This window comes from Chitinophaga costaii, from assembly GCF_900094705.1.
Classification (GTDB): Bacteria; Bacteroidota; Bacteroidia; order Chitinophagales; family Chitinophagaceae; genus Chitinophaga; species Chitinophaga costaii.
Genome location: NZ_FMAR01000003.1, coordinates 214426 through 229033 on the forward strand (window position 1 = coordinate 214426; position 14608 = coordinate 229033).

The 14608-nt window shown below is 48.1% G+C and carries 12 protein-coding genes; 10 read left to right on the forward strand and 2 right to left on the reverse strand.

Annotated elements, in window-relative coordinates:
* Nucleotides 1-2: 2 nt before the first annotated feature.
* Nucleotides 3-917: a S66 peptidase family protein gene (locus GA0116948_RS06095; protein WP_165798336.1), complete on the reverse strand. Its 915-nt coding sequence runs from the start codon at nt 915-917 to the stop codon at nt 3-5.
* Nucleotides 918-1016: 99 nt separating this feature from the next.
* On the opposite strand from GA0116948_RS06095, the gene metG reads away from it, so the two are divergent.
* From metG to lpxB, 7 genes are all read left to right on the forward strand, one after another.
* Nucleotides 1017-3107, forward strand: a complete 2091-nt coding sequence (gene metG, locus GA0116948_RS06100) for a methionine--tRNA ligase (protein WP_089710127.1) — start codon at nt 1017-1019, stop codon at nt 3105-3107.
* Nucleotides 3108-3308: 201 nt separating this feature from the next.
* Complete coding sequence (locus GA0116948_RS06105) at nt 3309-5708, forward strand: 3-hydroxyacyl-CoA dehydrogenase/enoyl-CoA hydratase family protein (protein WP_089710129.1); 2400 nt, start codon at nt 3309-3311, stop codon at nt 5706-5708.
* A 168-nt stretch (nt 5709-5876) separates the two neighbouring features.
* Nucleotides 5877-6779 (forward strand): ABC transporter ATP-binding protein, encoded by a 903-nt coding sequence (locus GA0116948_RS06110; RefSeq protein ID WP_089710131.1) that lies wholly within the window; start codon nt 5877-5879, stop codon nt 6777-6779.
* Between the two features lie 6 nt (nt 6780-6785).
* Nucleotides 6786-7565, forward strand: coding sequence for an ABC transporter permease (locus GA0116948_RS06115; RefSeq protein ID WP_089710133.1), 780 nt, complete (start codon nt 6786-6788; stop codon nt 7563-7565).
* Nucleotides 7566-7701: 136 nt separating this feature from the next.
* Nucleotides 7702-8475, forward strand: coding sequence for a 5'/3'-nucleotidase SurE (gene surE, locus GA0116948_RS06120; protein WP_089710135.1), 774 nt, complete (start codon nt 7702-7704; stop codon nt 8473-8475).
* A 5-nt stretch (nt 8476-8480) separates the two neighbouring features.
* Nucleotides 8481-8786 (forward strand): hypothetical protein, encoded by a 306-nt coding sequence (locus GA0116948_RS06125; RefSeq protein WP_089710137.1) that lies wholly within the window; start codon nt 8481-8483, stop codon nt 8784-8786.
* A 3-nt stretch (nt 8787-8789) separates the two neighbouring features.
* Nucleotides 8790-9905, forward strand: a complete 1116-nt coding sequence (gene lpxB / locus GA0116948_RS06130; RefSeq protein ID WP_089710138.1) for a lipid-A-disaccharide synthase — start codon at nt 8790-8792, stop codon at nt 9903-9905.
* A gap of 47 nt (nt 9906-9952) precedes the next feature.
* Here lpxB and GA0116948_RS21205 read toward each other — a convergent pair whose 3' ends face one another.
* Nucleotides 9953-10129 carry a DUF6728 family protein gene (locus tag GA0116948_RS21205; RefSeq protein ID WP_165798335.1) on the reverse strand — a complete coding sequence of 59 codons (177 nt, stop codon included), beginning with the start codon at nt 10127-10129 and terminating at the stop codon, nt 9953-9955.
* Between the two features lie 200 nt (nt 10130-10329).
* Between GA0116948_RS21205 and GA0116948_RS06135 the strand changes: the two genes are divergently transcribed.
* From GA0116948_RS06135 to GA0116948_RS06145, 3 genes are all read left to right on the forward strand, one after another.
* The gene (locus GA0116948_RS06135) at nt 10330-12579 is read left to right on the forward strand and encodes a RelA/SpoT family protein (protein WP_089710140.1); all 2250 of its coding nucleotides are present in this window, start codon (nt 10330-10332) and stop codon (nt 12577-12579) included.
* A 200-nt stretch (nt 12580-12779) separates the two neighbouring features.
* Nucleotides 12780-14042, forward strand: coding sequence for an adenylosuccinate synthase (locus GA0116948_RS06140; protein WP_089710521.1), 1263 nt, complete (start codon nt 12780-12782; stop codon nt 14040-14042).
* A 95-nt stretch (nt 14043-14137) separates the two neighbouring features.
* The gene (locus GA0116948_RS06145; RefSeq protein ID WP_089710142.1) at nt 14138-14581 is read left to right on the forward strand and encodes a hypothetical protein; all 444 of its coding nucleotides are present in this window, start codon (nt 14138-14140) and stop codon (nt 14579-14581) included.
* The last annotated feature ends 27 nt before the right edge of the window (nt 14582-14608 follow it).

Sequence of the window (14608 nt, forward strand, 5' to 3'; positions counted from 1 at the left end):
GATTATTTAGTAATTTCTTTCAGCGACGATTGTTTCCCGGTAACTTTTAATTCGTAAGGTACGCCCAGTTTTAGTGCATAATTTTCCACCTGGTGACCTACCGGGAAACCGTAGGCTACCGGGAATTGGTAATCTTCAACGAGGTGTTGGATGATCTCGTATTCCGTTTCCCCGAAAGGAGTATTGGTTTCCTTGCCTTGAACAAAAGCACCTACCACCAGCCCTGCAAGCTTCTCCAGCCAGCCTGCGCGTTTCAGGTTATACATCATACGGTCTACATGATAGCGGTATTCGCCAATATCTTCCAGCAGTAGTATTTTGCCTTTGGTTTTAATTTGGGAGCGTGTACCCGACAGGTTTGCCAGTATGCTCAGGTTGCCGCCTACTAGCAGGCCGGTAGCCTGACCTTCACGGTCCATGGGGTGGGGTTCTGCATTATATTTCACTGCCTTGCCTTTGAGGGCTTGCTGGAGGCTGTGTACGTATTTATTGGCATGGGTTTCTTCGGTAATGCCGCCCGCCATCACGGAGTGTAGCGTGGGGATGCCCAGGCGTTGGTGAATGTGTGCGTGCAGCACGGTAATATCGCTATAGCCGCAAAGCCATTTGGGATGCTTACGGAATTTGGTAAAATCCAGGTTGTCCACAATGCAGATGGTACCATAGCCACCGCGGCCGAAAAGGATGGCTTTGATATCTTTATCATCGAGCATGTCCTGTAATTCCTCCTGCCGCAGTTCGTCCGGGGCGGAGAAATTATGAAAGCCGGTGCCGATGGTAATGCCCATTTGCACACGGAAGCCCCAGGTGGTCAGCACGTTAGCCGCATAATCTGCCGCTGCCTGTTCCATCTTGCTGCCTGGGCAGGTGATGCCTATCAGGTCGCCTTTCTTTAGATATGCTGGTATTTTTATCATTGTAGTGCTTTATTTACCTTTGTTGTCCTTCGGGCTAAGTTGATGAATAGTTTTGTTTATTCCAAATCCACCTTGGCCAAGGACAATTTTTAGAACAATATGGAAAAGATCAGCAGATATTTAGTCACTGCCGCCCTGCCTTACGCCAATGGTCCCGTACACATCGGACATTTGGCGGGCTGTTACCTTCCGGCGGATATTTACGTGCGTTACCTGCGGGCCCGGAAAGCGGATGTTAAATTCGTTTCCGGTACTGACGAGCATGGAGTACCCATTAATATCAAGGCGATGAAGGAAAACACTTCCCCCCAGGATGTAGTAGACCGTTATCACCGTATCATTGGCGACAGTTTTGCCGCCATGGATATTTCCTTCGATATTTTTGCCCGTACTTCTAGCCCGGTACATCATCAAACGGCATCGGATTTTTTTAAGCACATGTATGATAAAGGTCTGTTTGAAGAAAAAGAAACAGAACAATTTTACGACCCTGAAACAGCCACTTTCCTGGCCGACCGTTATATTGTGGGTACCTGCCCCGTGTGCGGCAATGATAAGGCTTATGGTGATCAATGTGAACGCTGTGGCACGGCCCTGAGTCCGGAGGAACTGATTAACCCCCGCTCTGCTCTGAGTAACGCGGTGCCGGTGAAACGTAAGACCAAACATTGGTACATGCCTTTGCAAAATTATGAGCCTTGGCTAAAAACCTGGCTGCTGGAAGGACATAAGGAATGGAAGCCCAATGTGTATGGCCAATGCAAAAGCTGGTTAGACAACGGTTTGCACAGCCGCGCCATGACGCGCGATAGCAACTGGGGCATTAAGGTGCCACTGCCCGATGCCGAAGGCAAGGTGCTGTATGTTTGGTTTGATGCGCCGATCGGCTATATTTCCGCCACCAGAGAACTTACCGAAAACTGGCAAGACTACTGGTGCAAGGAAGATACTAAGCTGGTACACTTTATTGGTAAAGACAATATCGTTTTTCACTGTGTTATTTTCCCTAGCATGCTGAAAGGACATGGTGGTTATATTTTCCCGGAAAATGTGCCGGCCAATGAGTTCCTCAACATAGAAGGTGAAAAAGTATCTACCTCCCGCGATTGGGCCGTGTGGGTGCATGAATATGTGAACGACTTTCCTGGCCAGCAAGATGTACTTCGTTATGTACTTTGCGCCAATGCGCCGGAAACGAAAGACAATGATTTTACCTGGAAAGACTTCCAGGATCGCAATAACAGTGAATTAGTAGCCATCTTCGGCAACTTCGTGAACCGTACCATGGTGCTCATGCATAAACTATGTGGCGGTAAGGTGCCAACTTTCCACCCCGATAAAAAAGACGCCCGTGACGAAGCGCTGGTACAGGTGTTACAAGATGCCAAAAACAAAATCGAAACTTCCCTGGAAACCTTCCATTTCCGGGATGCCTTGACGGAAGTAATGAATGTGGCCCGCGAAGGCAACAAATATTTACAGGAAAAACAACCATGGATACTGGCTAAGACGCCACAGTTGCAGGAGGATAACCAGGCGCTGATTGATAATTGCCTGCATTTGTGTCTGCAACTTACCGCCAACCTGGCCATCTTTATCCATCCTTTCCTGCCCACCACGGCGAAGAAAATACTGCACATGCTAAAATTGGTAGATCGCGTGCTGGACTGGGAAAACGCAGGGAGCACTAAGCTGGTAAGTGTAGGATATTCCATGCGTCCACCGGAGTTGTTATTTGCCAAGGTGGAGGACGCACAGATTGCCGCTCAGGTAGAAAAACTGCATACGCGCGCTGCTGCTTCCGTGGCGGGTACGCTCGCTGCGGTAGATCCTGTTGCTGAGGCACCTGCCTTTGCGCCCCTGAAACCTGAAATTCAATTCGACGATTTTGCCAAACTGGACCTGCGCATTGGCACCATTACCCATGCAGAAAAAGTACCCAAGGCAGACAAATTGCTGCAACTCACAGTAGACCTGGGTTTTGAAACCCGCACGGTAGTTTCCGGTATTGCGGCTCACTTTTCCCCGGAAGAGATCATTGGTAAACAGGTAACCCTAGTGGCCAACCTGGCGCCCCGTAAGATGCGCGGTATTGAAAGCCAAGGCATGATACTGATGGCCGAACAAAATGGTAAGCTGGAATTCATTAACAGCGCTACCCTGGTGGCGCCTGGTGCAAGCATCAGTTAAAAATGGATTAATAGGATATATTAAAGACCCGAATGCGTTGAAATATAGCACCGTTGTGGCTTTCCGACCGTGCTAATGATCAAGGGCCGGCATGCTGATAGAATGCCGGCCTTTTTTATGCCTGCCAGTTTTGTGTATAAAAAAGCGCTAAATTCAAGGATTGAATTTTGTTAACGGCTGATCGCTAAAGTACACGGCTTTATGAAAAGACATATTAATAAGGTGGCAATACTGGGTTCTGGTGTGATGGGGTCCCGTATTGCATTACATTTTGCAGGTATAGGGGTACAGGTATTGCTACTCGATATTGTTCCCAAAGAACTCAACGCCGCAGAAGCTGCCAAGGGACTTACACCCGAGCATCCTGCAGTAAAAAACCGTATCGTAAACGAAGCGCTGCAAGCTGCGATTAAGTCTAACCCCTCCCCCGTATATGCACAAGATGCAGTGAAACATGTAAAGACCGGCAATTTTACCGATAACATGAAAGACATTGCTGCTTGCGATTGGATCATTGAAGTTGTGGTAGAAAACCTGGCGGTGAAAAAGAGTGTGTTTGATCAGGTGGAAAAATTCCGCAAACCTGGTACTCTCATCACTTCCAATACTTCCGGTATCCCCATTCATCTCATGGCCGAAGGCCGCAGCGAAGATTTTCAGCAGCATTTCTGCGGCACCCACTTTTTTAATCCGCCGCGTTACCTGCGCTTGCTTGAAATAATTCCTACCCCGCATACCCAACCCGAAGTCATAGATTTTCTTCTGCACTATGGTGATTTATATTTGGGCAAAACCACCGTGTTGTGCAAAGACACACCAGCGTTTATTGCCAACCGGGTAGGCGTATTTTCCATCATGGCCATCTTTCACATCATGCAGGAAATGGGCCTGAACATAGACGATATTGACGCCCTTACAGGCCCGGTGATAGGCCATCCCAAGAGCGCGACCTTCCGCACCGCCGACGTTGTAGGCATAGACACATTGGTGCGCGTAGCAAAAGGCGTTTTGGAAAATTGTAAGGAGGACGAATCATTAAAGATTTTTGAAATACCCTCCTTCCTCCGGCAAGTGGTGGAAAACAACTGGCTGGGCGATAAAACAGGGCAGGGTTTCTATAAAAAAACAAAAGGGGAAGGCGGCAAGGAAATATTGACGCTGAACCTGCAAACCATGGAATATGGTCCCCGGCAGAAAGCAAAATTTGCCAGCCTGGATGCCGCTAAACCTGTAGAAGACCTGAAACAGCGCACCAAAATGCTGGCTGCAGGCAGTGATAAGGCCGGGCAATTTTACCAGCAGCTATTTGCACATTTATTTTCTTATGTGAGTAACCGCATTCCGGAAATTGCCGATGACCTGTACAAAGTAGATGATGCAATGAAAGCCGGGTTTGGCTGGGAGCTGGGTACTTTTGAAACCTGGGACTTGCTGGGCGTAGCGCAATATGTAACCGTGATAGAAGGCAAAGGCTTAACCGTGGCAAGCTGGGTGAAAGACATGCTGGCCAAAGGTATTACGCAGTTTTACAAAGTTGAAAACGGCAAAAAACTATATTACGACCGCCACACCCAAGCGTATAAAGTGATACCGGGTGCAGCGTCTTTCATTATCCTGGAAAACTATGCCAGCAATACCGTTTGGAAAAACAGTGCCTGCAAATTATACGACATTGGTGATGGTGTATTATGCATAGACTGGCAAACCAAGATGAATACCATTGGCGGGGAAGTGTTGGAAGGCGTAAACAAGGCAATAGATATTGCGGAAAAAGATTTTCGTGGGTTGGTGATTGGCAACGACGGCGCCAACTTTTCTGCCGGGGCCAATGTAGGTATGATCTTCATGCTGGCGGCAGAGCAGGAATATGATGAGCTGGATATGGCGGTGCGCCTGTTTCAGCGTACCACCATGCGCATCCGCTATTCTGCCATCCCTGTAGTGGTGGCACCGCACGCGCTCACTTTGGGCGGCGGCTGCGAAATGTGCCTGCATGCAGACAAAGTACAGGCAAGTGCCGAAAGTTATATCGGTCTGGTGGAGCTGGGAGTGGGCCTGATACCTGGCGGTGGCGGCACCAAAGAAATGACCGTGCGTGCCAGCGATGAATTTGTAGAAGGTGAGATAGACCAGGAATGGCTGAAAAACCGCTTCCTCACGGTGGCTACCGCCAAGGTATCTACTTCCGCGCAGGAAGCATATGGCCTGGGCATTTTGCGCAAAGGACACGATGAGATCACCTTCAACCCCAGCCGGGTTATTGCCGATGCCAAACGCAGTGTGATAGTAATGGCCGAAGAAGGGTATACCCGCCCACAGGAAAGAAAAGACATCCGCGTACTGGGCCGCAGCGCCCTGGGTACCCTGCTTACGGGCATTAACGCGATGCACTTCGGCAACTATATATCCGATCACGACGCCAAGATTGCGGGTAAGCTGGCCTTCGTTATGTGTGGTGGTGACCTAAGTGAGCCTACCCTGGTGAGCGAGCAATACCTCCTGGACCTGGAACGCGAAGCATTCCTGAGCCTGAGTGCAGAACGTAAAACCCTGGAGCGCCTGCAATCCGTGATTAAAACAGGCCGTCCCATCAGAAACTAATCCTGATCCTTAGTTTCATCAAATCTTACGTAGAAAATCGTCGTTTTGTTGCTTATCTTTCGGTATCATCGTAGCAACCAAACGACGGTTTTTTTATGGCCTATTCGTGCATATACTAATTATTACTACCCCGGTAATCTTGCCATTCACCGATTTAACCAATTCACTTTGTCAATTCTTTCCCTGCAACAAATTTCTAAAAATTACGGAGCTATACAGGCTTTAAATGCCGTATCGTTTGACGTGCCCAATGGCAGCGTGTTTGGCATCCTGGGACCTAATGGTAGCGGCAAAACCACGCTGCTGGGCATTGTAACGGATGTGCTGAAAGCCAACAGTGGCAGTTTCACACTATTTGACCAACCAGCTGCCGCCACACAGCGCCGGCAGATTGGTACGCTACTGGAAACACCGAATTTTTATCATTATCTCTCTGCTTACGATAATCTCACTATTTCGGCCTCCATCAAAGGACATGGTGAAAATGATATTGAGCGGGTGTTAAAGGTGGTGGGATTATGGGAACGCAAGGATGCTAAATTTAAGACCTACTCCCTGGGTATGAAACAACGGCTGGCCATCGGGGCTGCTCTGCTGGGCAATCCCGAGGTACTGGTGCTGGACGAACCTACCAACGGCCTGGATCCAGTGGGTATTGCAGAAGTGCGCACCCTTATCCGTGATCTGGCCAAAGGGGGTAAAACCATCATCATGGCCAGCCACCTGCTGGATGAAGTAGAGAGGGTGTGTACCCATGTGGCCATATTGCGGAAGGGAACCTTGCTGCTCTCCGGTGCTGTAAATGAAGTGATACAGCGCGAAGAGATTTTTGAACTGGGTGCCGCTAGCATTGAAATGTTGCGCCGCACGCTGGAACAGCATCCCGGCTTTATATCCTTTGCCGGCAGCAACGAGGGCGATACCGTACAAGCTATTTTTAAAAGCGATGTAAACCCTGCGACCATCAATCATTTTTGCGCCGAAAAAGGCATCTGGCTCAATCACCTGCAAAGCCGCAAAAAAAGTCTCGAAACCGCATTCCTGGAACTTACCAACGATACCCGAAACTAAAGCACTATGTTCTTTCAAATTATGCATACCGAATGGCTGAAAGTGAAAAAATACCGCACCTTCTGGGTATTGCTTGGCCTGTTTGTCGTATTTGCCATAAGTATAAATTATTTTACCATCTTGCTGATGAAGATGGTGAAGGAGAAATCAAATAATCTTTTCAGTCCTTTGCTGTACGACTATCCGCAGGTATGGCAAAGCGTGGCCTTTACGTTCAGTTATATTTCACTGTTGCTTGGCTTACTGGTGATCATCCTGATAAGCAACGAATATACCTTTCGCACCCACCGGCAAAATGTGATAGACGGTTGGAGCCGGCAAACGTTCATGTTGTCTAAACTGTTTTGGGTAGTGTTGCTCAGCATAGGAGCCACGGTATTGTGTTTGATCACGGGGATTATCTTCGCGGCTATTTTTGGCGAACGTGGTTTCAGTACGGAGAACATTCAATTCCTGGGGGTATATTTTCTGCAATGCCTGATGTCACTTACCCTGGCCATGCTCATAGCAGTGCTTGTAAAGCGGTCGGGCCTCAGCATCGTGTTGTACCTTGCATACTTGTTCCTGGAAAATATTGCCCAGCTAATACTTACCAAAAATGATATTCGCCTGGGTCGTCTTTTACCACTGGAAGCGGCAGACCGCCTGCTGGGGTATCCCTTCGTGGAAAAATTGATGCCAGATACCCAGGCATACAGTCCCTGGTTGTATGTAATCATGCTGGTGATCTATATCTTAGCCGTCAATTATTTTGTAGGCCGCCGGCTTTTGAGAACAGATTTTTAAAATAATACCACTATATGCCAGCAACACCACAAGAGCTGCCCTTCTATAGTGTTGCTATTTAGGAGAAACTTTCAGGGTCAACAATTAACAAATTTAGTCCCGTACAGCCATTACATTTGCAGGATAAAATAAGACGGTGGCCAATAGTGAAAAAATCATCCTGGTAACGAACGACGACGGTATTACCGCGCCTGGCATACGCGCGCTGGTAGAGGCAGTAAAGCCTTATGGCAAAGTAGTGGTGGTGGCACCAGACAGCCCGCAGTCTGGTATGGGGCATGCTATTACCATCGGTGTACCACTGCGCCTTAATCCTGTGGATATTTTCGAAGGCGTGGAAGCCTGGACTTGCTCGGGCACTCCGGTAGACTGTGTAAAGCTGGCCCGCGATAAAATCCTGCACGGGAAGCCGGATATCTGTGTGAGTGGTATCAATCATGGTGCTAATCACGCTATCAACGTGATCTATTCCGGCACCATGTCTGCCGCCATGGAGGCTGCCATTGAGGGCATTCCCTCCGCCGGTTTTTCCTTTCTGGACTATAGCTATGATGCAGATTTTACCCTGCCTAAACAGGTGGCCAGAGAAGTGGTAGGAAAAATGATAGCACAGGGGCTGCCGGAAGGCGGCCTGCTGAACGTAAATGTACCCGTGTGCAACCTGGAAGATTTTAAAGGCCCGAAGATTTGTAGACAGGCCAATGCCAAATATGTAGAAGCCTTCGACGAGCGGCGCGATCCCCATGGCAAAAAATATTACTGGCTAACCGGTGATTTTAAAAACCTGGATACGGGTACCGATACGGATGTGTGGGCATTAGACAATAACTACGCCTCCATCGTACCGGTGCAGTTTGACCTGACCAACTATGCCCTTAAACAACAACTATCCGATACCTGGAAATTCTGATCACTATGTTCAAATTGTTTAAACAAGACAAGCTCGCATTAGGCATTGTGCTGGGACTACTGCTGCCGGTTATCGGTTTTTTTCTTTTTTATGTTTGCATGTTTATGCCGCGCCATACCTCCTTCGCGGAGTACCTGCTCATATTCAAAAACAATAAAAACATGATCCCCAAGGTGGCCAGCGTATGCCTGATCCTGAATGGGTTTATTTTTTATTTTTATACACAAAGCCGCAGAGATCTTACCACCAAGGGAATTTTCCTGGTGACGATGTTGTATGCGGTGGCGATTTTGTTATTAAAAATTTTATAGCAGGTGAAATATTACCTCATTGCCGGGGAAGCCTCCGGCGATCTGCATGGCAGTAATTTGATCAAGCAAATAAAAGCGCAAGACCCTTCGGCTGATATCCGCTGCTGGGGAGGCGATCTTATGCAACACGCCGGTGGATACCTGGTAAAACACTACCGCGACCTGGCATTCATGGGATTTGCAGAAGTGTTAATGAACCTGCGTACCATCCTGCGCAATATCGCATTTTGCAAAGAAGATATAGCCGCCTATAGGCCGGATGTACTGGTACTCATCGATTATCCCGGTTTTAATATGCGCATGGCCAAATGGGGCAAAGCAGAAGGATACCGCACCATTTTTTATATTTCACCCCAGGTATGGGCCTGGAAAGAAAACCGGGTTAAACAGATCAGGGAAACGGTAGACAAAATGCTGTGCATCCTGCCGTTTGAAAAGGCATTTTACGATAAATGGAACTACCCGGTAGAATATGTAGGCCACCCATTAGTGGAAGTAATCCGGGAAGCTAAGGCACAGCCTGTGGTGGCCCCGTTGAGCAACAAACCCATCGTGGCATTACTGCCCGGCAGCCGCAAGCAGGAGGTGAGCGTAAAGTTGCCTATCATGCTTACCCAGGCCAAACATTTCCCGGATCACCAGTTTATCATTGCACAGGCTCCCAGCCTGGAAGACAGTTTCCTGCAATTGCTCATTGGCGATCAGCCCAACGTGTCTATAGTGAAGGGGCAAACGTACACTTTGTTACAGCAGGCAGCCGCTGCATTGGTTACTTCCGGCACTGCCACCCTGGAAACCGCTCTTTTTGGCGTACCCGAAGTGGTGTGTTACAAAGGCAGTCCTATTTCCTATTTCTTTGCCAAACGCCTGATCAAGGTAAAATATATTTCCCTGGTAAACCTGGTGATGGATAAACTGGTGGTGAAAGAGCTGATCCAAAACGAATTGACGGAAGCAAATCTCCAGCGCGCACTTACGCTTTTGCTGCAAGATGTACCCACTCGCCAACGCCTCCAGGCAGACTATGCAGAACTCTGGCATAAACTGGGCGAAAAACAGGCCTCCCGGCTTGCCGCGGAGAGCATTGTGGCGGAAGCCCGGCGGCAGGCAGGAAAATAATAACCACTCCTGCTACTTATAATATGGCCAGCAGGCTGATTTTTCAGCTAGTGGTGGCGGTGTAGGAATAACCGGATAATGACTACCACCATAGCTACCAGGAACATCAGAATAGAAAGGCGGTTAATGCCATGCATCACTTTGGTATTAGTATTGCTTACTTCATTGGGATCCTTCTTTTTGAGATAGAGGTAACGGAGTATTTGCTGCCATAGACTTTTCATATAGCGAAGGTAAAAACCTGTCCGGTAACTTTAACATTCCTTTCTTTTAACTTTACTTCTTTATACGGTCTAATCTTTTAACATCAGCCCTGTAGTCAACCAATTGATAATCCAACCTTTTTTTATACATAAATCTTGCCTTATCACCACTTTGTGTGACGCCCTTCCGCTGATGGCACAAAATCCGTAACTTTAATACAATGGAAAAAGTGGTCATTCAAAAATATCATCTCGACGAGGAACAAGAGAAAAAAGAAATTGTCCGCCACTACCGGGCGCTACTGCGTTCATTAAAACCCCGGCTAAAAAAGGGCGACCGAGAACTGGTGCGTACGGCCTTTGAAATGGCGGCAGACGCACACAAGGAAATGCGCCGCAAGTCTGGTGAGCCTTATATTTTACATCCCCTGGCGGTGGCCCAGATCTGCGTGGAAGAAATAGGCCTGGGCGTACGCTCGGCTATCTGCGCCCTGCTACATGATACCGTAGAAGACACCGAGGTAACCCTGGAAGATGTGGCCCGTGAATTTGGTCCGGAAATATCCCACATCGTAGACGGGCTTACTAAAATCAGTACCATCGTAGATTCGGGCAATAGTACCGTACAAGCAGAGAATTTTAAAAAAATCCTGCTCACCCTGGCAGATGATCCCCGCGTGATCCTCATTAAGCTGGCAGATCGCATGCACAACATGCGTACGCTGGATAGCATGAGCCGGGAAAAACAACTTAAAATCGCGTCGGAAACCGTGTTCATTTACGCACCGCTGGCTCACCGGCTGGGCTTGTACAACATCAAGTCGGAAATGGAAGACCTGGCGATGAAGTATACTGAACAACAAACTTACCGCGACATCGCCAAAAAACTTAAAGAAACCAAGCGAGACCGCACCCGCTATATCAACGAATTTATTAAACCCATCAAGGAAGTACTCCAGGACGAAGGTTTTCATTTCGATATCTTTGGCCGGCCCAAGTCTATCCACTCTATCTGGAACAAGATTAAGAGTAAGAGCGTGGCTTTTGAGGAAGTGTACGACCTGTTTGCTATCCGTATCATCCTGGACACACCGCCAGATAAGGAAAAGGCCGATTGCTGGAAAGTGTATTCCATCATTACCGACTTTTATCACCCCAGCCCGGAGCGTACCCGCGACTGGCTGAGCAATCCCAAATCCAATGGCTACGAAGCACTGCACGTAACCGTGATGGGGCCTGCCGGTAAATGGGTGGAAGTACAAATCCGTACCAAACGGATGAACGAATACGCTGAAAAAGGCCTGGCCGCCCACTGGCGCTACAAGGAAGGCAATAATCAGAATGCCCAGCAGGAATCTAAATTTGACCAGTGGTTCAGCCAGATCCGCGAGATATTGAACAACCCGGATTCCAATACACTGGACTTCCTGGCCGATTTTAAAAGCAATCTTTTTACCGAGGAAATATATGTCTATACGCCCAAGGGCGACCTGCGCATCCTGCCCGTAAACTCTACAGCGCTGGACTTTGCTTATTCCATTCACTCTGCCATTGGTAACAAATGTATCGGGGCTAAAGTGAATTATAAGCTGGTACCCCTGAGCCATAAGTTGCGCAGCGGCGACCAGGTGGAGATCATTACCAGCAATAAGCAAAAACCTTCGGAAGATTGGCTGGGTTTTGTACTCACGGCCAAGGCCAAATCTAAGATCAAGGACGCACTGAAGGAAGAAAAACGCATCGTGGCCATGGACGGCAAGGATGCCCTGGAACGCAAACTGGGTCATATGAAGGTAAGCGCCAGCCAGTATAATATCAACGAGCTGGTATCTTTCTACCGCCAGCCTTCCCCTTTAGACCTGTACTACCAGATCGCGGTCAAAAACATTGATCTTAAAGAACTCAAGGAATTTGCTGTGCTGGGCGACAAATTGGAACCGCCCAAGCCACCCAAGCAGGAGCCTACGGACGAGCCGGTGCATACCCGGCCTTCACAGTTGCCTTCCAAAAAGGATGCGGAGCTGATTATTTTCGGAGAAAGCTCTGATAAGATTGCTTATAAGCTGGCCAACTGCTGCCGTCCCATTCCTGGCGACGACGTGTTTGGCTTCGTAACAGCCAGCGAAGGTCTTAAAATACACCGTACCAATTGCCCGAATGCGGCCCAATTGCTGGCGCACTATGGCCACCGGGTGGTAAAGACCAAGTGGGTGAAAAACCGTGAAATATCCTTCCTCACCGGCCTGCGCATCGTGGGCATGGACGATGTGGGCGTTATTCACAAAATCACCAACGTGATCTCCGGGGAGTTGAAAATCAATATCAGCGGACTTTCCATCGAGTCGAAGGAAGGCCTGTTTGAAGGCCGTATCCAGGTATTTGTGCACGACAAGGAGGAACTGGACGAGCTGGTGGTGCGCCTACATAAGCTAGACGGCATTCAGACTGTAGACCGCCTGGAAGACGAATAAATTTTTGCCGAAAGGCAGCGGGCAAACAGCCCGCTGCCCTTGTTTTTTAAAAACCTGTGTCACCCCGCCCCCCTGAATATTTGCTCCCGCTTTACTTTTTTATAAAGTTTACCCAAATCGCCTTAATTTTGCCACTTCGTTAAAAAATGGCGCTGGTTGGCGCCGTGAAATCCGTAAAGTCAAATAAAATAAAATTTATCATGGTAGATGTATTGTTGGGGCTTCAGTGGGGTGATGAAGGCAAGGGGAAAATCGTCGATTATTTTGCCGGCCAATACGATGTAATCGCGCGTTTCCAGGGTGGCCCTAACGCTGGCCATACCCTGTACCTGAATGGTCAAAAGGTGGTACTACATACCATTCCCTCCGGCGTATTCCATAACAATTGCGTCAATCTGATCGGCAACGGTGTAGTGTTGGACCCGGTTACTTTCCAGAAAGAATATAACACCATTTCTGCACTGGGCATTGACCTGAAAAAAAATCTGTTTATCGCAGAAAAAACGCATATCATTGTACCTACGCACCGCGCACTGGACAAGGCTTCTGAACTGGCCAAGGGACACGAAAAGATTGGCTCTACACTGAAAGGTATTGGTCCGGCCTACATGGACAAAACTGGCCGTAATGGCTTACGGATTGGCGACGTACTGCGGCCCGACTTTAATACCCTGTACGATAAACTCAAACAAAAGCACTTACAGTTACTCGGCAACTATAATTTTAAGGAGGATATTTCCGCCTGGGAGGAAGAATTTTTCACTGCGGTGGAATTCCTGCGTGGCATGAACATCGTGAACGGTGAGTACTTTATCAACGACAAGCTCAATGCCGGCAAATCCGTTTTGGCGGAAGGCGCACAGGGCAGCATGCTGGACGTAGACTTTGGCACTTATCCATTCGTAACCTCTTCCACCACGCTTTCTGCCGGGGTATGCACAGGACTGGGGGTAGCACCTAAATGGATCCGCGAAGTGATTGGCGTTACCAAAGCTTACTGCACCCGCGTAGGCAGCGGTCCTTTCCCAACGGAACTGCACGACGAAACCGGTGAACTGCTGCGCAAAACAGGCAACGAATTTGGCGCTACCACGGGTCGTCCCCGCCGCTGCGGATGGATGGACCTGGTTGCCCTGCACTATACCTGCATGCTGAGTGGCGTAACACAGTTGGTCATGACAAAAAGTGATGTGCTGGATGCGTTTAAAGAAGTATCTTTAGCTACAGGTTACGAGATAAAAGGAAAGACAACACAACAGGTACCCTATGATTTAAATGATGCTGCTATAAAACCCGTTTACAAAGCGTTTAAGGGATGGACCAACAAAACGGCTGGTGTGCGTAGCTACGCAGCCTTGCCGCAGGAAATGAAAACTTATTTAGCTTTTATAGAATCATATATGGGGATACCGGTAGCATATGTTTCCAACGGGCCGGAAAGAGAGCAGATTCTGAAAAAATAGGCGCTAGAAATTACGAAAAAAAAGGGGTAAAAAAAATTTGGCGAATAAAAAAAACTGTTAAAACTTTACGTTAAAGAAATAAGCGTGTTATAGTTATGAAATCAAAATCTGATAAAGACAAAGAGATCAAAAAAACTACTGCTCCAAAGGCCCCGAAAGCTTCCGTTAAAGCTGCTGCCAAGCCCAAAAAAGCGGTAGATGATGAGGATGAAGAGGATGATGAAGAGGAAATTGCTCCATCAAAATCTGCCGCGAAAAAATCAGATAAATCTTCCGGCAAATCCCGTGGTTCTAACGACGATGATGATGACATCGAAGACGATGCAGACATCGACGAAGATGATGATGACTGGGAGAAAGGAGAGGCCGATGAAGACTTCGATCCTGATTTCCAGGAATTTGACATGCCGAAGTCTAAAGGTAAACGTGGCCGTCCGGGATCCAAAAAAGATGACGATGATGACATGGGTATCGACGAGGAGTTTAAAGACATGGGCCTGTTTGACGACCGGTTCGATGATGACGATGACGATTTCTAAAAAATAAAGATTACTGCTATCAGGATA